Consider the following 19,341-nt stretch of genomic DNA (forward strand, 5'->3'; position numbering starts at 1 on the left):
ACCAGTAGCGCCAGTAGCACCACCTTGGATGTTTACCTTTACTTTAACTTTCTGTTTAGATTTAACTTCCTGTTCAGATTTACATTGGCAATCTCTTTTTTTACATTTAGAACATTTGTTCTTTTTGCATTGGCAATCTCTTTTTCCGCATTTATAACATTTTTCTTTTTTACTACTACTCAAATAAATTTCCCTCCTTTACTTTAATCTCTATATACTATGAAATTAGTAATTAATGAGTTCGGACAAACATCCTCATCCATGTCGAAATTTCAAAAAATGTGTTGTAATCTTTTTACATTACCTAAACTGCATGATTGGTATAATTGGTGGCCATAATATCTTTTAGCTATGCAAAGAATATGAATATCAGTTACTTAACTCAAAAAGTATGGAAAATCATCTAGGTCACACTAGGATGATTTTCCATACTTTTTTATTGTTCTCTTTCGTTTATTGCTAAAAAAGGTAATGAAGTTGCATTTATTCAATTACTCCGCCAGTAATTATTCTTGGACATGGAACTGGTTAAGGACAAGAATGGAATGTATATCAATGAAAAACGAGTGGAAAGACGACTCTTTGTAGGAGATATTAAGATACAAAATAAAGAGGCTGATCGGATTAAACCTAACGAAGCGGGTTTATTAAAGAAGGAATATAAATAAATTTGGTAGAATAAGTAAATTGGTATCTTAACATCTAAATGTTATTAAGAGGAGAATGTCTATGGGAACTAACGGAGTAAATGGTTTAAACTAAAATAAACGCTGGGGGTCAAATAATATGAAACAATTGGGGACACTATACTTTTTCTGTGGAAAAATGGGAGCTGGAAAATCAACTAAATCAAAACAATTGGCAATAGATAAACATGCGGTACTGTTGTCTGAGGATGAATGGCTTTCATCCCTTTACCCCAATCAGATTGTATCATTTGAAGACTATCTAAAATTCTCAGCGCAGCTCAAGCCGTTGGTGAAAAAGCATGTCCAAAACATATTAAGTGTAGGTACAGATGTAGTGATGGACTTTCCAGCTAACACTCAAAAACTGCGAAAGTGGTTTTTGGATATGGCTTCAGAGGTCAATGCAAACCATCAACTAATTTTCCTTAATCTAACTAACGAGCAATGCTTACGTCAAATTGCACAAAGACGCAACGAACAACCCGATAGAGCAACTTTTGACACGGAGGCGGTGTTTATTCATGTTACTAATTTTTTTGAAGCACCAGAGGCATCTGAGGGTTTAAAAATAATAGAGTTTAGCGGAAAAGAATAACAAGCATTTCAATGATTCGTGTATATAGAGTACCTATGGAAATCCTTTTCCGGATTAATTGGATAAAAGTATCAGCCGAATTATGGTACCAAAACTACATTACATTCAATACTACTTAAAATACGTATATTTATTACAACCGTACAGTGATTTTTTCACCAGTACGGTTTTTTGTTCCTTGCCACTTCTTTTACTCTGGAGGAATTTGTTTAAAATCAAATTACTGATTTCTCATAGTGGATTGAACAATATGTTGAAAAATATATAGAACTATTTACTAGTCATGAAAATAATTGAACGTTGGTAATAATTTAAATTTTACACTCTCCTTCACCTTATTTAATATATAGATAGGGTTATTGTAAGTAACATTATAAAGGAAGTGGACCATGAGGAAATATCGATGGATCAAATGGCGTAAAGTAATCCTCTGGGTCGCAGCTCTTGCCATTGTTGGTATTGTATTGCTGACTGGAGGGAAGCAAGTGCAGGGTGTTGCGAGCACGATTTTTAGTATTGCCCTGCAGCTGCTTTTAGCTATGTTTGCTATGATTATTCAGTTCGTTGCTCTATTTTGGTTTCTCGCAAGGGGACGGACCTATTGGATTTTGCCCGGTGAAACGGGGGCGACTTGGGACGATTACCGGGGAAACCCTGAAATTGTCGATAATGCCAAGCGAATCGTTACCTTATTAAAAGGTGTGAAAGAATTTAAAGACATGGGGGGCGAGGCCATTCGCGGCTTATTGCTCTGTGGACCTCCAGGGACAGGTAAGTCGTACCTTGCGCAAGTGGTTGCCAACGAAGCACAGGTTCCGTTTGCTTATGCCTCTGCCCCAAGCTTTCAAAATATGTTTTTCGGTGTCGGAAATCTAAAGGTAATGGGACTTTATAAAAAGGCCCGAAAGCTGGCTAAGGTTTATGGTGCCTGTATCATCTTTATCGATGAAATTGACGCAATAGGGATGAGCCGTAATGCAGGGAGTGCTGGCGGCGGATTGGGAGGATTAATGGGCATGGGCGGTTCCGGCCTGCTTAATGAGCTCCTCTTGCAAATGGACCCACCGAACATGGACAACAATTGGTTAGCCAAGCTTTTCCGCTCCCTTGGGCTGCGGAAGAAGAAGGCAGAACGATTGCCCGTTCTGACCATCGGTGCAACCAACCTGCCGGATGTATTGGATACAGCTTTGCTTCGTCCAGGACGCTTTGACCGGAAACTCTGGGTTGATGCACCCGATTATGATGGCCGTGTCGACATATTCCAGTATTATCTTCAAAAAGTAACACGTGACCCCGATCTGACTCCAGAACGTGTGGCGCTCGATACCATTGGCTACAGTCCTGCGCAGATTAAACACATTGTGAATGAATCCATAGTCATTGCTCATCAACGGGGAGCTTCTGTAACGAATTACGAAGATTTCCGGGCAGCGATGGAAACCTATGAATGGGGACTCAAACAGCCGCTTCGTTCCATGAGCAAAGATGAAATGCGAAACGTAGCTTACCATGAAGCAGGACATGCAGTGGCTCAGTTCCTTTTGAAACCGCACGAAAGGCTTTGGAAAGTAACAATTATCCGTAGAGGAGACGCCCTTGGGCTTGCTGCCACCAAACCGACTCATGAGAGGTATAACCGTAGCGATAGTGAGATGTTGGCTGAGATCCAGGTTTGTCTCGCCGCACGTGCTGTCGAAGAAGAATTTCTGGGTAAAAAACTTAACGGAGTAACCTCCGACCTAAAGCAGGCCACACAGCTTGCCGGAGCCTACCTTGGGGCTGTCGGGATGGGAGAAGAATTGTTCAGCTGGCTTGCCGTTGGTTCACAGGAAGAAGGACTTAAAGCACTACGTCCTAAAATCAACGAACTATTAAACAATGAAATGAACAAAGTAAAGAAGTTAGTAAAGAACCATAACGAATTTGTCCACGGGATTGCAACGGAGCTAGTGAAACGTGGCGATCTGACAGGTGAGGAGATAGAGGCAATTTATTTAAAACTCTATGGCGAGAAACGGCCTGTAGCTCAAGATACAGTGTTTCATACGGAGGTTTTCTCTTCTGTTTCAGAAGCAGCATACGCAAAAGAAATGGTTGATAAAGAAGAAAAGGATTCTTAAAAAGAATAGATTGTGAAAGAAGGTGTAAAGGGGGAGATCCATTGGCACCTTCTTTCTTTATAAGGAGTCTAGTGAAGCGAGGTATTCCACCGCCAGGTTTTAAATTTTTGGAACATATTGATCATTGTGCCGTAATCCACGGTCATCCTGCCGACCTTTCGGCACCAAATCTAGGAACCGATATGTAATATTCATCATGTCAATACCACGAGCGTAAGTCGAGTATGTATGAAATATCTTTCCTCCTTAAATCTATGTAAAAAACTGAAGAAGGATTCTAAAATGAAAAAGCAGGCCCATGAAACACTACATGTTCTAAGCATTATTTGTGATGATTTAATCTAAATGTTCCAGAAAAGAAGAAAGTCCAACTAATTTTTATAATTGCTTATTCCTATTCATTCAAAGCTCTTTTTCATGAGGCTATTATTTTTTTATGCCAACCTCTAGGGAACGTTCCATTAATTAACGTTTAATCAAAAACTTCTTTGTCTAGACTAGTTTATTGGATGTTCCATTCTCTTTCCTTTTTAGAATCATTTCTTAACAAAACTCGAGGTGGCAAAAAAAGAATGATTCAAATCACCAAAATTCAATTATTTATGCTCATTATGTTATTTGAAGTGGGAAGCACCACCCTTTTTGCCCTGGGAATCGGTGCTAAACAGGATGCTTGGCTGGTGGTAATACTCGCATTCTTTATCAGTACAGGTCTGATTTGGGTCTATACACAATTCCCAAGAATTTGCCCTAAACAGGATTTTTCAGAAATACTTAATTCGGCAGTAGGAAGAAAATTAGCCATTCCATTGTTGTTCATTTACGGAGCCTATTTTTTTGACAGTGCCAGTTATAATTTTTATGAATTTGGTGCACTGATTAAAATGACAGCACTGCCAATGACACCTATTTTCGTAATCCTTTATTTCTTTATGCTGGTATCCATTTATATCCTATCATTAGGCTTTGAAGTTTTAGCAAGAACCGGAGAAATTTTATTGCCAGTCTTTATTATTTTTATGGTGAGTATTTATATTTTTACGATGTTTTCAGGTGAATTTGATATCAATGAGTTACTTCCCATCTTAGGCAATGGAATGAAACCACTTTTAGGAAAAACCCTATTCGACGTCGTGTTTTTCCCTTTTGGTGAGCTTGTTGTTTTTATCGTATTTTGGCATTTTGTAAGTGAACAGGAAGTCATTCGAAAAATTACCTTTCTTGCAGTGTCATTTTCTACATTTTTAATTATTTTTTCACTTATTATCATGCTTGCTTTTTTGGGGCCAGATCTTACAGCCAATACGGAAATTCCATTATTGGAAACGATTCTTTCAATTAACATTGCTAACTTCTTCACGAATTTAGACTTATTAGCCGTTTTAATTATGTTTATCGGCGGCTTTTTCAAAATGAGTTTACATTTTTACGCCGGTGTCCTTGCTCTTATCTGGATATTTAAAATCAAAGATATAAGAAGAGCGATTCTTATTTTAGGACTGATGTTTCCGATTTTCAGTAATATGAGATTTGAAAATATGGCCTATCACCGCTGGCTTGGTTTTGAGGTTCACCCGTATGTAATGGCCATGATCAATCTTATGAGCATACTATTATTAATAGTTATTTTTCTAAAGAAAAAAGTGGCTATTTTAAATAAGAGGAGAAAGAGTGATGGTAATCCTCCAATTAATTAAGAAAGCTGACCTGCTAAGTAACATCATATTATTCGGAAGTTCCATATTTATTTTAGTCTTTCTCCTTTTGATTGCTGTTCATCTGTTCACTTTAATCTTTAAGCGTTAATTTTTAGCTTGGAATGGTCCCCGCATTAATTCGGTAGAGTTGATTTTAAAATGTACCTTGACCGTATAGGGAACTTCAGCAAACCGATCATTCCAATCTTTTTTTACTATATTCCATACCTTTGGTTTTTCTTTATTTAAGGCCCTTCCAAATCCAAAAATATCAGAATGAAATTCTTTTTGTGCTTTTTCTACTGCTAATTTAATATCTTTTTCGATTTGCTTCTCCATTTTTTCTTCTGTCATCTTCATATGTTCAAGTTTTTTTGTACTGTCTTCAAGTGATGTCATCACTTCCTGTTCAGTTATGTTCCCTTCACCTGTCACGTTTATGGTAAAAGAGATTTCTTTTCCTTTCACCAGTGGTTTAATGGTTGTCTTGGCTTTTTTCACTTCCACCGATTCGTATCGGTTTTCATTTATAGGGGAGGGGAGGGATACCGCTCCCGATTCTACTTCACTTTTGCACCATCGATAGCCGATTGTCTGATGTGCATTTAAGTAGCCAACTAATTTATCTTTATTAAAAACGGCTCCGCCGGACATTTTTACATGTTTTTTTTCAAATTTGTCTTTCTCGACTTGTAACACCCCGACTACAGGTTCTATTCCGCTTCCTATCGACTCTTTATAAAAATTAAGCAGATTGATTTTGGTTCCTTTTAACTGAAATCTTGTATCCTCGATCATATCTCTTATACGAATGGCAGGGATGTTTTGAATTCCTCCTGTTTCTATTCCTAGTACTTTACTTGCTTGCGTATTTTTTGCAATACACACGAACACATAGCCCCGTATTTCCTTCCCGCGCTGAAAAAAGTCAAGTACTGGCAGAAGACCTTCTTTTGCCAGGTTTTCCGAAATCACGATCACTTTGGCATGAGCATAAAATCCTTTTCGGTCGAATTCTAGATTGGATTTTCGAATGGCTTCAAAAATGGTCTTTCCTGATGTAACCACTTCTTCAACGGGCTTTTCGGTACTGGGCATTTGAGTACTAATGGCCCCTGGTCTTAACAGTTGGGAGGTAACAATATATTCCCCGGAATCCGAATCCTTATCAACGGCAACACCCATTACAATTCCCAGCTCCTTTAATTCCGTTCGGTCCCAGCAGCCTGTCAATAGTAATAAGCAAGCACAACAGAATACCGCCTTTTTCATGACTGGCCCTCTCCTTCATCCTTTTTGGGAATACTGGGCTTGTTTCCAAATCCTGATTTTTTCGTGTTCTCCCAAGTGATGGATTGCGGACGGGAATTGAAAAGCCAAATGGGCAGGCGAATAATTGAATCCTTCCATTCACTCCAAATAATTGGTGCTTGAGGTGTTAAATAAGGGGTCCCAAAAGACCGGAGAGAACATATATGGCCCAGTAGAATCATAAAACCCATTAATATTCCAAATAAACCTAATGAGGCCGCTAAGATCAACAATAGAATTCTTGATAAAATAATCGCATCATTAAATGCAGGTACCACAAACCCAGCAATCCCTGTAATGGCAATCCCGATTACCATGGCCGAGCTGACCAAACCGGCTTGAACGGCTCCTTCTCCAATAACTAATGCCCCAACAATGCTGATCGCAGAACCTACAGGCCTTGGCATCCTTACTCCTGCCTCTCTCAGAAGTTGAAAGGTAATTTCCATTAACAATGTTTCAATGAAAATGGGGAAGGGGACACTTTCTTCTCCAGCAGCCATTGTTGCCAGCAAGAGGGAAGGAACCATCTCTTGATGATAGGTGGTAAGGGCGACATAAAAGGGCGTGGCCGCAACAGCAATAAATAGCGCTAATAATCTTAATAATCGAATGAGGGAGGACAAATAAGGCCGGGAATAATAGTCTTCTCCTACTTGGAATCCCTCAATAAATAGAAAGGGAACGGTCAAGACAAAGGGTGTGCCATCACACAGTATCGCCACTCTTCCTTCTAGTAATTTAGAAGCAACCTTATCAGGTTTCTCGCTATTTCCAACAGAAGGGAAAATCGAAAGGGGGTTGTCCTCGATAAATTGTTCAACATATCCTGATTCCAATATGGAATCCACATTGATTTGCTGCAGCCGGGTACGTACCTTGTCCACAACCTTTTCATTGGCAATCCCTTCGATGTAGCCTATCCGAATACTTGTTTTGGTTTGTTTGCCAAGCTTAATATCTTCAAACTTTAAATGGCGGTTGTTAATTTTTCTGCGAATTAATGCAGTATTAACCTTTAACACTTCATTAAAGCCTTCGCGAGATCCTCGTACACTTGATTCAGTATCAGGCTCGCTTACATTCCTTGCTTCGAAACCTTGAGTACTCATGGCGAGTGCCGAATCAAATCCATCTATAAAAAGTACAGTCTTTCCGGCCAAGACACTGTCAATAACTTGTTCTATCTTATTTAACTCTTGAATATCAGCCGTGTGAAGAATTCTATTTCTTATCATGGTAAGTAAACTGCTCTGATCAGAGTTTTGAGATGAAGAGTTGGGCTCCATCAACGGCTTTAATATATTTAAATTGATATAATCTTCGTTCACCATTCCATCTAAATAACAAATAAAAACCTTATATGGTTTTTGGTTCAGAAACTCAAACTCTCTATAAAGGATATCATCCGTTTTTCCAAAAATATTTTTTAATATAGAAAGGTTTTCAGCTAATTTTTTACCAATATGTTTTTCAGTTATGATGACCTGCTTCTCATTGGGCTTAGCAGTTAGATTTTTAGGAAGGATTTTCTTTAAAGATTGAAAAAGACTGCTCATAGATTTTTCCTCTTTCAGTTTTTAATGAACGTTTCTGTTATTATCTGTATATAGATAGATATCATTCTGTTGTATCTATTTTTCATAAAAATCGTACATAGGTGCTCCTGAAGTTTATCAACTTACGAATAATTATTTATCAATAGAAGTATTTCGTGAGTTAAATGTTCTTGAGAATAATCACTCGTCTAAGTGATAAAAACACCTTTGAAGCCTTAAAAGGGGCTTTTTTAACGAAAAGTTTTATTGACAATATAAGCTATTCGGTAATACTATATACTAGTAGTAAGTAATACCGAATATCAGTAACACAAAATACCTGTTTTACAGAGTACTGAAGAAAAGATAAGTAAAAAATAAATGGAGGTAAAAAATTGGAAAATATCACGGAAATGCTGAAAGGAGTGCTTGAGGGGTGTGTGCTTGAAATCATCAGCCGTGGCGAAACCTACGGCTATGAAATCACGCACCAGCTGCGAGAACTTGGCTTTACTGATGTGGTGGAAGGAACCGTTTATACGATTACCATGAGGCTTGAGAAAAACAAACTGGTGGACATCGAGAAAAAGCCATCCACTATGGGACCGCCGAGAAAATTTTACACCCTCAACGCAGCAGGTCAAGAGCAGCTTGAAGTTTTTTGGAGAAAATGGGAGTTTGTCTCAAGTAAAATTAACGAACTCAAAACAATAAAATCAAATGGAGAGAAGTAAAATGAATTTTTTTGAGAAAATTATCGGAAGTCTGGATGACAAGCGGGAATGGCGGGCGATGGAGGCACGCGCGAAGGCACTTCCAAGTGAGTACCGCAACGCTTACAAAGCTATGCAAAAATATATGTGGACGTCTGGTGGTGGTCCCACCGACTGGAAGGACAGCAGCCGTATCTTTAACGGCATTCTCGACCTTTTCGAGGAAGGTGCAGCGGAAGGCAGGAAAGTCACTGACCTTACAGGCGAGGACGTGGCTGCTTTCTGCGACGAACTAGTGAAGGATGAGCAAACTTGGAAGGATAAGTATCGCAAAAAGCTGAACGATACGATTGGTCGTGACTAACGGAGAAATCCTAGTGGATTTCGTCTAACATAGATACGAACAGCAAAGCGCCACTGGGTACGACCTGGCTTCCTTTGCCGACGAACTGTGGCAAACGCTAAAAACCTATGTCAACAAGTATCGTGAAGATTTGAATCAGAGTATTATAAAGCAATTGGGAAAAAAGTAAATTCAATAGATCATTCTTACTGAATAGCTGGTTACAAAGGAAATGTGTCACCTTCACTATTCAGTTATATTTTTTTCTAGGTAGTAAGTAATACAGAATATCAGTCTTACTAAGTAGAGGGAGTTTAGCACCATGCTGCGCTATTTAAGGAGGAAATAAAGGATGAGTAAGGCAGCGATTTCTGTAAATGGATTAAAAAAATCTTTTAAAGTTAAGGAAGTCTTAAAGGGGGTGGATTTTGAGGAGCGTGGCGAAATATTTGCACTACTGGGCTCAAATGGAGCCGGTAAGACGACGACGGTCAATATCAACGCTGATGAAGCCCGATGGCGGGGAAGTCGGTATTTGCGGCTTTGACATCCAGCGTCAACCCGATCATGTACGCGAGAGTATCAGCCTGACAGAACAGTTCGCTGCTATAGACGGCATGCTCACAGGATGGGAAAACCTGATCATGATTGCCAAGTTGCGGGGAGTAAGTCGCCGACCATATGCTTGCAAGATTCAGCTTGACCGATGCGGCCAACCGCCGGTCAGATAAGTATTCTGGCGGGATGAAGCGCCGGCTTGACCTCTCCTTGAGCCTGATTGGGACGCCCGCAGTCATTTTTCTCGACGAACCGACGACAGGACTTGACCCCGAAGCACGGATGGAAGTCTAGGAAACCATCAAGGTGCTTGCCGGCGCCTACTTTGGGGCTGTTGGGATGGGAGAAGAATTGTTCAGCTTGCTTGCGGTTAGTCCCAGGAGGAAGGACTTAAAACTAATCAATTTCTAGTATGTTAGAAGACGAATTACATTTTAATATACTAAAAATAAAGTTTCTCACATAAAAAAGAGAGACTATTTACTATTAATGAAAAATAATTGAACGTTGGTAATAATTTAAATTTTACAGACTCCGTCACCTTATTTAATATATAGATAGGGTTATTGTAAATAACTTTATAAAGGAAGTGGACCATTAGGAAATATCTATGGATAACATAGTGTAAAGTAATCCTCTGGGGGCAGCTCTTGCCTTTGTTGGTATTGTAATGCTGACTGGAGGGCAGCAACATGTGAAAGGTGTGCAAAAGTGTGAACAAAAGAATATTGCTAATTTTATTTACTGTGATTTTAATATCTATATTTGTGGGTTGCGGAAAAACTACTGAAGTGCAATCCCCAAAGAGCACGGCTTCTAAGACAGTTGAAGCCAATAAGAGTCATTCTGCCCATGAGACAGAAAAACCAACGAGTGATCGTGAACCCAACAAAAGTGCTCCTGCATCTAGCACTTTAAAGACAACTGGTACGACAGACGGATTTGATGACAGCAAATATACCCTAATTGCCGTAAACGGCGGGGATATGTCAGGATCTAGACAGCCGAATGTCAAAGTAGATGTCGGATTTGGAGATCGGGAATATTGGGCGTATACAAATGAATACGGTCAGCTCATTCGTGTTGAGGCGAAAGATATAACACTTCAAAATTCGAATACTGATCATGTTTTGTCATCAGGTAGATATTACCCTGATGAAGCAAACGTTCCTGGTACAGAGAGTCCAACCTTGGATAAAGGGCATGTGATTGCTGACTCACTTGGGGGAGTATCAAACGCCTATAACATTACACCTCAGGACAGCACTCTCAATAGGCACGGGGATCAAGCTTATATGGAAAAAGTGATTCGAGATGCAGGAGGTTGTACTGATTTCGTAGCAGTGATTCACTATCCAAATACTCAGACGCAAATTCCTAACCATTATAAATTCACATACAAAATTCAGGGTAGATCCATTACAGATGAATTTGACAATGTAAACCCAGATGAAGTGAACAAAAATTTAGGGAAAACGACGAGTACGAGCAGTACGCCACCGAAAACAGTCAATGTACCAACGAACCAAACGGTAAATAGTAATGAAGATGTTAGTAAGGTAGATACCAATCATAATGGCCAAGTTACGATTGCTGAAGCTAAAGCTGCTGGCTTTAAAATGCCAATTACACGGGATTCATGGCTCTACAAATATATGGATGATCGCGATGGCGATGGCTTAGTAGGTGAATAAATAGGGTTATGACACCCATTTGCGAACGAAAGAACGTGTCCGATCAGAAATTTACTCCAGAATCGCTCGAGGTCATAAGCCGATCTGCCCAAAAGGTTAAAAGAACAACCTTTCAGCCGGCCCGTCTTGTGCTTGTCGCTAATAGACGGGCGCCTTGCTTTTCTATTTTGATGTGAATTGTTTGGTATTATCCTTGTTAAATTGTTTCGTTTTCTCAATGTGGGTAATATATAAGGATGAATTCAAAAATAGTTAAAGTGAGTTAGGAGGGAACTTTTTGGTTAGTCTACTTCTTAAAATGATTGTATCGTTTTTCGCTGTGATGAATCCGATAGGGAATATTCCAATTTTTATTTCCCTTACCAACGGATATTCTCAACAGCAAAAGAAACATACGGCAAGGAAAGCGGCAATCGTTTCCTTGTGTATTCTTACTGTATTTCTGGTGCTAGGCAACTTTATATTTTCGATATTCGGTATTACTATTCACGCGTTTCGAATTGCTGGAGGAATTCTTATTTTCGGAATTGCTTTTAATCTTCTCCATGCAAAGACTTCAAACGCACAGTCACCGCATTCTGAAGAAAAAAAGGAAGCAGAAGAAAAGGAGGATATATCGATTACTCCTCTGGCACTGCCTATTATGGCTGGACCTGGTACTATTGCAACGGTTATGGCACACACAGGTTCCGGTTCCTTTGACATCTCCCATCTAATCCTTGTGTTTATTGGATTTGCCCTAGTATTAGCACTTTCTTATGTGCTGTTTTACTATTCAACTGCTGTTATTAACAAAATTGGACAAGGTGGTTTAAACGTTGTAACACGATTAATGGGTTTGATCCTTGCTGTTATTTCGATCCAGATGATTGCAGAAGGTATAAAAGGTCTTTTCCCTCATTTGTAATAAAAGTTCTTTATTCAGCTAAACGGCAGGTTAGTAGAAGGGATACAAAACAAAAGCCTAATTTCTCGCTAAAAAAGGGAGGAATTAGGCTTTTTTTTCAAAATTTATCCAACCAATTACATATAGGTAGAACTTCAACTAATTCTTTTCATTCATTGAGACAAGATTTCATTCTAATACAATAGGGTTAATTTGAAATTGGGAATTGCCTTACAATCATTGGTAGGTTGAAAAAGTCATATTATAAATTACATCATATTAAGGGGGAATTGGTTTATGAATCAACAAACCTTGATATTTGATTTAGACGATACGTTAATACACAGCAACAAATACTTCAAGAAAGCAGAAAATGAATTTGTTACACAATTAAAGGAATGGTTCCTGCAGGTACCGATTGAAGAAATCAAGGAAAAGCACAAAGAATACCATTTGAAATATCTAGAGGAATACGGTTTGCACTCATCAAAATATCCAGAAACACTTGAAGCAACGTATGTGTACTTTTGTAAAAAGTACAAAAAAGAATGGAGAAAAAACGAGATTAAGCTCATTCATGAAATGGGTCAAAGTTTATTTAAATGCAAAGCAGAACCGCTTCCCAATATGTATAAAGTTTTAAAAAAGTTAAAGGCAGATCATCATCAACTCTTTTTATACACAGGAGGAGATATTGAGAACCAATGCAGAAAAATTACACAGTTAGACTTGGAGCCTTTCTTCGAAGAAGGTATTTTTATTTTTGAAAATAAAAATAAAATTGCCTTACAAAAAGTATTAAACAAGATATGCGCCGAAAAGAACTTTACTTGGATGATTGGAAATTCACTTAAAACTGATATTAAGCATGCAATCGACTTGGGAGTAAATGCAATTTATATACCCTCCACAATTGAATGGAGTTATAATATTTTGGATACAAAAATTAAGCCACAGGGGACTCTTGCAGAATTACCTTCACTTCTAGAACTTCCGGAATTTTTAAGGGATCACATTTATTTTAATGAGACTCTATTTATTTAGGATTTTATATAAACTGTCATGATCCTATTTCCCATAAAAGTAAGCCTCTCAGTGATGGGAGGCTTACTTTGCTAATCAGCAACTACCGTATGTTTAACCTTCCATTTTTCCATTCTGTTTGTGCTGCATAGCTCTGATCAATATTTATTGTTAAATCACTCATCATTACACCTAAAAGATTTATATTTTCACTAATAAAAAATTATAGAAATTTAATAGTCACTTAAGATAGATTTAATCTCTCCTTAATAAAAACTGAAAATCATTATACTATAGTAGATTTTAGTGATGAAAATATGGTTTTGATAATAATAGTTACCAAAAAGGAGATGGGCTTTTGTCAAAGAAATTATCAGTTACTGAAAATACGGTCCGGCAAGAACCGACCGTAAAACATTTGTTTAGCAAAGTGCCAGAAGTGACTATTTTCTTCTGGGTCATTAAGATTTTATGTACAACTGTCGGTGAAACGTTTGCCGATTTCCTTAACTTCAACCTTGGATTTGGATTAACTAACACTACGATCATTATGGGAATAGCGTTTTTCATTGTGTTGTTTCTTCAATTTAGAGAAAAGAAGTACGTTCCAGCCATTTATTGGACAACGGTTGTCCTTATAAGCGTATTTGGAACATTGGTCACAGATAATTTAACAGACGGTATAGGTGTACCTCTTGAGGTAAGCACGGCTGTTTTTTCTGTACTTCTTGGATTAACTTTTCTATTTTGGTATCTAAGTGAAAAAACACTCTCAATCCACTCAATCTTTACAACAAAAAGAGAAGTATTCTATTGGCTTACCATTCTATTTACATTTGCACTCGGAACTGCAGTAGGTGACTTATATTCCGAACAACTAGGTCTTGGTTATCTTAATACAGGTATAACAGTAATCATTATTATCGCTTGTATATTCTTCGCATGGAAAATGAAACTCGATGGTGTACTAGCATTTTGGATTGCGTATATCTTGACTCGCCCACTAGGTGCATCATTAGGAGATTTCCTTTCTCAATCAAAAGTTAATGGCGGGATAGGATTGGGTACAACTGTGACTAGTGTCATTTTTCTAGTTGCTATCTTAGCGATCATCGTTTTTCTTGCTGTTACAAAAATTGATATAAATGCAAAAAGTGAAATAGCAAAAACAAATCAAACTATTGGAAGCAAGAAAAATGTTATGAAACAAACCATTACGGCACTATGTATTTTCTTATTTGTTGGTATTGGAGGTTATGTGTGGAGAAGTAATGCTATCGCATCGCAAACAGATTCTTCGCACACTTCATTAGGTGGACAATTGACAGGATTTATTAAAATTGAAAATGATATCCTAACGGATGTAAATTCAAATAACTTTAGTTCGGCTAAAACAAGTGCGGATGATTTGGAACATCAATGGGACACATCAGAAGCTAAACTTAGGAAGATCGATGGCACCACATGGACTAAAATTGATGGTACCATCGACGTTGTATTAGCAGCTGCTCGTTCGGCTAATCCAGATGCCAGCAAGTGCAAAGTTTCCCTAAACCATTCGCTAAGCGTCCTAAACGGTGCAAATAAATAAAAATTTTGAGGAATCGCCAATAGCGGTTCCCTTTTAAAATATACATGCAAACTAGTTAATTTTATTTTAAGAGGGAAGAAAAGTGCTAATTAAAGAGGAAAAGGAATTAAAAAGTTGCTTGATTGTCATTAAAGATTATTGGAAGAAGGTCGTAATATGAACAAGTCTTTATCGGTCACCATGAATCGGTCCAAAGAAATGCTTGCTAAAGTTCCGGAAATTACATTCTACTTTTGGATTACTAAGCTGCTTACAACTGGAATGGGTGAGGTGGCATCCGATTATTTATTCGAAAATTTAAATCCACTCATTTCAGCGCCCTTAAGTGTTCTCATTTTTGTAGCCGCCATGATATTACAGTTTAAAGTACGCCGATATATACCTGCGGTCTACTGGTTAGTTGTCATTATGGTTAGTATATTTGGCACAATGGCAGCAGATGTGGTTCGGGTCGGACTAGGTATTCCCTACATCGTTTCAACTATTTTCTTTATAGTGGCACTCACTGCCGTGCTCATAACCTGGTATTCCAAAGAAAAAACTCTGTCCGTACACAGCATCTTCACCCGCCGCCGCGAGATCTTTTACTGGCTTACTGTACTGGTAACATTCGCACTCGGTACCGCCGCAGGGGATATGACCGCCTCAAGCATGCACTTGGGCTACTTATCTTCAGGTTTGTTATTTAGTGTCTTACTAGTTATTCCAGCTTTGGGTTACCGATTCTTTGGTTTTAATGAAATTTTTGCTTTCTGGTTCGCCTATATCATGACTCGACCAGTAGGTGCCTCGTTCTCGGATTGGTTAGCAGCGTCTCAAGCCCATGGTGGACTGGGAATAGACAAAGGTACGGTAAGCCTTGTTTTACTGATTATTATTATTCTCCTAGTCGTCTTTAGAGGAGGCTCACCCGCAAAAAGCTTGGAATTTAAGGATGAAAAGGGAAAAGCATCTTAATAAAAATGTTATGGAATTATTTTCACTAAACGGGTCGTTAGTTAAAGAACATTCGCTTTTAGTAATTGCCTTTTTTGTTGGCAGAACAGGTAAGGTAAGTCATATTTATGGTTGAATCTATCAATCTACCAGGATATACAACCATTGCCACAACGGTCTGCAAACATATGAGCGACCTTGGTTCAGTTGGAAAGGCATGAGAATTGTTACATTTTCATAAGGGTGAAATTGTTAAGGTTTTCACTTAAACGAACGCGGCAGGTTTGTTGAAGAAGGAAAATGGTTAATCGGAAGCGAAAAGGTAGTTGAGAAAGAATAAACAACAAATATATATATAGGAGAAAAAATGACTGCAAATCAGACTGTTTTATTTAAAACAAACCAAATGTAATAAATAAATGGAATTTTCAAAGTGTTATAAAACGAATAGCATTTTGTCTTGTTAATAAAAGTTACCATCCTATTAATGTATTCCATAAACAAAAGGAGGTATTGTAGTGAACAAACAAAAATTCATAATAACTCAGTATATTCCAAAGTACGCTGAACAGACAGTGGAAATGTGGCGAGATAGTAAGGAACGGGCTATTGGACAGAAAGAAAATCATAGTTTTAAAAGTCATGTTAATTTTTTAAATAATATATTACCCAAACAGTATCAAATAGATTTAGCGTTAATTGATGACAAAGTAGTTGGAATGGTTGCCTATAATGAAATAGAGATAAGCCAACTTTATATTCATATTGGCTATCAGGGAGTGGGTATAGGTCAAACATTACTTCAAAAGGTAAAAGAACAATCAAGTGGGAGATTAACATTATATACATTTGTAGTAAATGAAAACGCACAACGATTTTATGAAAAGAATGGGTTTAAGATAATTGGTAGAGGATACGAAAATGAAGAAAATTTACCTGTTATCCAATATGAGTGGACATTAAAATAAATAATGCAAACAGAGAATATAAGCATAAAAAAGGAAAGAGAATTTTTAACCGAAAAAAGGCACTATTTTTGGGGGTTGAAACGCCAAACCATATCCAACAGGACCAGCTTCAAAACACACTCGAAGATTCTCTTTTTCTCCAAGCTTTTTTACTAACTTTCTATTGGATACCGGAGTGTTAGGAATCACTCCCCCAATACCTTGGCTCATCACGACCTTCATCTGCAATGACATCGGCTATTTTATCTTTTGAAGCTCTGCCCTCATCATAAAATCAATCTTTTGTTAAGGTTATCCTCAGCACATCTTCCTCGCAAATATCCATTGCCCCCACATAAATTGACCCTGCCATTAGGCAGGGGATGAATGTATTTATCGTTTACCACTTACGAATTCAACTGTCAGGTGAGAATTCTTGCTAGACCGAATGCAACTGCTGCTGCAAGTCCTCCAGTTATCATTGTTTGAAATCCACTCTTCACCGGAGAAGTTCCTGTAAACCTTCCTTTTACATATCCAAAAATCAGTAAGGCGATAAGTGTGACAATAACAGAAACCATTAATGCTGTTACAGGTTTATGAAAGATAAAATATGGAAACAAAGGGATTACCCCTCCGACAATATAAGATATAGCAATGGTAATCGCACTGTTTCTCGCTCTTGTCGGCTCCGGCTTTTCTAGCCCCAACTCAAATTTCATCATAAAATCCACCCATTTTTCAGGGTTCTTTTTCATGGTTTCAGTAATCGATTTGATTTGGTCTTCTTCAAGCCCATATTCCCTAAAAATTTCAGATACTTCCTCTTCTTCACGCTCTGGTAGTTCTATTACTTCACGCCGTTCACGGGCAAGTTCTGTTTCATAATGTTCCGCATCTGTTTTTCCTGCCAAATATCCGCCAAGTCCCATTGCAATTGACCCTGCTGCAATTTCAGCACCTCCGGCAGTGAGAATTAATGTTGTTGTATCCACAGCACCGGACAAACCAGCAGCTAATGCAAACGGTACGGTCAATCCGTCTGACATACCAATAACAACATCTCGAATGAATTCAGATCCAGAAAAATGTTCTTCTACGTGATGTAGGTGTTGATCCATTTTTTCACCTCCCAATTTACTAATTTAACACAAATAAAAATCGATTAAACATCACTAGTTTTAATTAAATGGGGGACTAAGTTAAACAAATGTGGTTGTCTCGGCAAAAACACAATTTCTTATTTTGCTAAAAAAACATATAAATTATTCAGATATGGAAGTATCTAGTTTGATTGTAAAATGTTTCACTAATGGGGGCAAGAGTTAAATATGAGGTAATGACAATAATCGCTGCGGCGTTCTTTTTCTTATTCTACAAATGTGCAGGTTCGTTTAATAAAACATTAAACAGTTACTTCTTTGAATGGCACCGATTCAAAATCCGGAAACAGGAAAATATAAATTGACATATTGGAAATCTACTTTAGCAGTTAGAGCTAACGTACTTTCCTTTCCTCACAACTAGTTTATTTCCACATTTAGGACAAATATTTTAAGAGAAATATGCTATATCAATATTATGAAAAAAGAAAAAGTTTAGAATTGTGAATTTTAAGTTTAACTTTAGAGGGAATAAACAAAAAGATTCTTACACTATTTTCTTACTAAGAATCAATAAATTAAAAGAAGAATAACAGGAACATATGTTCTTTAATTATTTGGGATCTGATAGGTTATTAAAGCAATGAAATAGGATTTCTCAAGGGTGGACTGCTCACCTTTTCTCTTAAGTCTATCTAAAAAAAAAGCGTTGGGCCATTTCCTAGTAAGCACCAAATAGTTCAAATAAATCATCCACAGATCCCGAATTTTCCGCAAATTTACCCAATTTTTACGTAAATTTGACAAAAACCTTTGAATTTCTTCCTCTTTTTCCGTTATTATGAAAAAGAGGAAGTTTACTATAATAATAATTTTTTTGGAGGAGGAGTAATGGAACCAACAAGAATAACAAGAAAGAAAAAATTTTCTGAAGATTATCGGTTGACGAGTAATTTGGTAAAGAAGGCCATATTACCAACGTTTTGTTTCGCTGTGCTCTCCACGGTTGCTTTTGAAAAAGCTGTTTTTGCTGATACGAGTTCTACGCAAGTTAGTACATATCAGGCAGTTACAAAGTATGTCAATATCTCTAGCGGATCATTGAATTTACGTAGTGGAGCTTCTAGCAGCGCTTCGGTTGTGGCAGCTCTTTCCAAAGGGACCGCAGTCACCGTCTACTCTGAATCAAACGGTTGGGCGAAAGTAAAGGCCAACGGGAAAGACGGGTATGTCAGCGCGAGCTTTTTATCCACTACAAATCCTAGCAATTCCACCACGGCAGTTGCGGCTCAATCGACAACCAAGTATGTCAATGTCACCGGCGGCTCATTGAATTTACGCAGAGGAGCTTCTAGCAGTGCTTCGGTTGTGGCGGCTCTTTCGAAAGGGACCGCTGTCACTGTCTACTCTGAAGCAAATGGTTGGGCGAAAGTAAAGGCCAACGGTAAAGACGGGTATGTTAGCGCGAGCTTTTTATCCACTACAAATCCTAGCAATTCCACCACGGCAGTTGCGGCTCAAACGACCACCAAGTATGTCAATGTCTCCGGCGGCTCATTGAATTTACGCAGTGGAGCTTCTAGCAGTGCTTCGG

At 38.1% G+C, this 19,341-nt stretch carries 15 protein-coding genes and 4 pseudogenes; 14 read left to right on the forward strand and 5 right to left on the reverse strand.

Going from position 1 to position 19,341, the window contains the following annotated elements:
- Positions 1-183: pseudogene (locus J7E81_RS25115) on the reverse strand (hypothetical protein); the annotation flags it as partial.
- Between the two features lie 603 nt (positions 184-786).
- Here J7E81_RS25115 and J7E81_RS25120 point away from each other — a divergent pair.
- A complete protein-coding gene (locus tag J7E81_RS25120; RefSeq protein WP_215046611.1) occupies positions 787-1,284 on the forward strand; it encodes a P-loop nucleotide/nucleoside kinase family protein in 498 nt (165 codons plus the stop codon).
- A 389-nt stretch (positions 1,285-1,673) separates the two neighbouring features.
- A complete protein-coding gene (locus J7E81_RS25125) occupies positions 1,674-3,407 on the forward strand; it encodes an AAA family ATPase (protein WP_215046613.1) in 1,734 nt (577 codons plus the stop codon).
- 99 nt (positions 3,408-3,506) lie between these two features.
- Here J7E81_RS25125 and J7E81_RS31430 read toward each other — a convergent pair whose 3' ends face one another.
- A complete protein-coding gene (locus tag J7E81_RS31430; protein ID WP_374104095.1) occupies positions 3,507-3,605 on the reverse strand; it encodes a hypothetical protein in 99 nt (32 codons plus the stop codon).
- Positions 3,606-3,979: 374 nt separating this feature from the next.
- Between J7E81_RS31430 and J7E81_RS25135 the strand changes: the two genes are divergently transcribed.
- Complete coding sequence (locus J7E81_RS25135) at positions 3,980-5,104, forward strand: GerAB/ArcD/ProY family transporter (protein ID WP_215046615.1); 1,125 nt, start codon at positions 3,980-3,982, stop codon at positions 5,102-5,104.
- Between the two features lie 105 nt (positions 5,105-5,209).
- Here the strand turns inward: J7E81_RS25135 and J7E81_RS25140 are convergent, their stop codons facing one another.
- Both J7E81_RS25140 and J7E81_RS25145 read right to left on the reverse strand, forming a co-directional pair.
- A complete protein-coding gene (locus J7E81_RS25140; protein WP_215046617.1) occupies positions 5,210-6,376 on the reverse strand; it encodes a Ger(x)C family spore germination protein in 1,167 nt (388 codons plus the stop codon).
- Positions 6,373-7,974, reverse strand: coding sequence for a spore germination protein (locus tag J7E81_RS25145; protein WP_215046619.1), 1,602 nt, complete (start codon positions 7,972-7,974; stop codon positions 6,373-6,375). Before J7E81_RS25145 ends, J7E81_RS25140 begins: the two co-directional genes overlap by 4 nt.
- Positions 7,975-8,348: 374 nt before the next feature.
- Between J7E81_RS25145 and J7E81_RS25150 the strand changes: the two genes are divergently transcribed.
- From J7E81_RS25150 to J7E81_RS25195, 10 genes and pseudogenes are all read left to right on the forward strand, one after another.
- Complete coding sequence (locus J7E81_RS25150) at positions 8,349-8,687, forward strand: PadR family transcriptional regulator (RefSeq protein ID WP_215046622.1); 339 nt, start codon at positions 8,349-8,351, stop codon at positions 8,685-8,687.
- A 1-nt stretch (position 8,688) separates the two neighbouring features.
- Positions 8,689-9,030, forward strand: a complete 342-nt coding sequence (locus J7E81_RS25155; protein ID WP_215046624.1) for a DUF1048 domain-containing protein — start codon at positions 8,689-8,691, stop codon at positions 9,028-9,030.
- A gap of 52 nt (positions 9,031-9,082) precedes the next feature.
- Positions 9,083-9,199, forward strand: a pseudogene (locus J7E81_RS31520) (DUF1048 domain-containing protein); the annotation flags it as partial.
- 162 nt (positions 9,200-9,361) lie between these two features.
- Positions 9,362-9,858: pseudogene (locus J7E81_RS25165) on the forward strand (ABC transporter ATP-binding protein); the annotation flags it as partial.
- Between the two features lie 422 nt (positions 9,859-10,280).
- Positions 10,281-11,261 (forward strand): DNA/RNA non-specific endonuclease, encoded by a 981-nt coding sequence (locus tag J7E81_RS25170; protein WP_308162278.1) that lies wholly within the window; start codon positions 10,281-10,283, stop codon positions 11,259-11,261.
- Positions 11,262-11,538: 277 nt separating this feature from the next.
- On the forward strand, positions 11,539-12,168 hold the full coding sequence (locus tag J7E81_RS25175; RefSeq protein ID WP_215046628.1) for a MarC family protein: 630 nt from the start codon (positions 11,539-11,541) through the stop codon (positions 12,166-12,168).
- Between the two features lie 276 nt (positions 12,169-12,444).
- Complete coding sequence (locus tag J7E81_RS25180; RefSeq protein ID WP_215046630.1) at positions 12,445-13,191, forward strand: HAD family hydrolase; 747 nt, start codon at positions 12,445-12,447, stop codon at positions 13,189-13,191.
- A gap of 337 nt (positions 13,192-13,528) precedes the next feature.
- Positions 13,529-14,317, forward strand: a pseudogene (locus J7E81_RS31150) (COG4705 family protein); the annotation flags it as partial.
- Positions 14,318-14,917: 600 nt separating this feature from the next.
- Positions 14,918-15,718: a COG4705 family protein gene (locus tag J7E81_RS25190; protein WP_251028870.1), complete on the forward strand. Its 801-nt coding sequence runs from the start codon at positions 14,918-14,920 to the stop codon at positions 15,716-15,718.
- 560 nt (positions 15,719-16,278) lie between these two features.
- Positions 16,279-16,665: a GNAT family N-acetyltransferase gene (locus J7E81_RS25195; protein WP_251028877.1), complete on the forward strand. Its 387-nt coding sequence runs from the start codon at positions 16,279-16,281 to the stop codon at positions 16,663-16,665.
- Between the two features lie 401 nt (positions 16,666-17,066).
- On the opposite strand, the gene J7E81_RS25200 is transcribed toward J7E81_RS25195, so the two are convergent.
- Positions 17,067-17,765: a VIT1/CCC1 transporter family protein gene (locus tag J7E81_RS25200; RefSeq protein ID WP_215046636.1), complete on the reverse strand. Its 699-nt coding sequence runs from the start codon at positions 17,763-17,765 to the stop codon at positions 17,067-17,069.
- Positions 17,766-18,638: 873 nt separating this feature from the next.
- Here J7E81_RS25200 and J7E81_RS25205 point away from each other — a divergent pair.
- On the forward strand, positions 18,639-19,341 hold a 703-nt coding region (locus tag J7E81_RS25205), incomplete at its 3' end, for an SH3 domain-containing protein (protein ID WP_215046638.1).

Source organism: Bacillus sp. ISL-18 (assembly GCF_018613415.1).
Taxonomy (GTDB): Bacteria; Bacillota; Bacilli; order Bacillales; family Cytobacillaceae; genus Neobacillus.

Excerpts from the sequence above, each read along its gene's own strand:
- J7E81_RS25135 (WP_215046615.1), top strand. The coding sequence starts at position 3,980 with ATGATTCAAATCACCAAAATTCAATTATTTATGCTCATTATGTTATTT.
- J7E81_RS25120 (WP_215046611.1), top strand. The coding sequence starts at position 787 with ATGAAACAATTGGGGACACTATACTTTTTCTGTGGAAAAATGGGAGCT.
- J7E81_RS25155 (WP_215046624.1), top strand. The coding sequence starts at position 8,689 with ATGAATTTTTTTGAGAAAATTATCGGAAGTCTGGATGACAAGCGGGAA.
- J7E81_RS31430 (WP_374104095.1), bottom strand. The coding sequence starts at position 3,605 with ATGATGAATATTACATATCGGTTCCTAGATTTGGTGCCGAAAGGTCGG.
- J7E81_RS25145 (WP_215046619.1), bottom strand. The coding sequence starts at position 7,974 with ATGAGCAGTCTTTTTCAATCTTTAAAGAAAATCCTTCCTAAAAATCTA.
- J7E81_RS25195 (WP_251028877.1), top strand. The coding sequence starts at position 16,279 with ATGTGGCGAGATAGTAAGGAACGGGCTATTGGACAGAAAGAAAATCAT.
- J7E81_RS25125 (WP_215046613.1), top strand. The coding sequence starts at position 1,674 with ATGAGGAAATATCGATGGATCAAATGGCGTAAAGTAATCCTCTGGGTC.
- J7E81_RS25190 (WP_251028870.1), top strand. The coding sequence starts at position 14,918 with ATGAACAAGTCTTTATCGGTCACCATGAATCGGTCCAAAGAAATGCTT.
- J7E81_RS25200 (WP_215046636.1), bottom strand. The coding sequence starts at position 17,765 with ATGGATCAACACCTACATCACGTAGAAGAACATTTTTCTGGATCTGAA.
- J7E81_RS25140 (WP_215046617.1), bottom strand. The coding sequence starts at position 6,376 with ATGAAAAAGGCGGTATTCTGTTGTGCTTGCTTATTACTATTGACAGGC.
- J7E81_RS25180 (WP_215046630.1), top strand. The coding sequence starts at position 12,445 with ATGAATCAACAAACCTTGATATTTGATTTAGACGATACGTTAATACAC.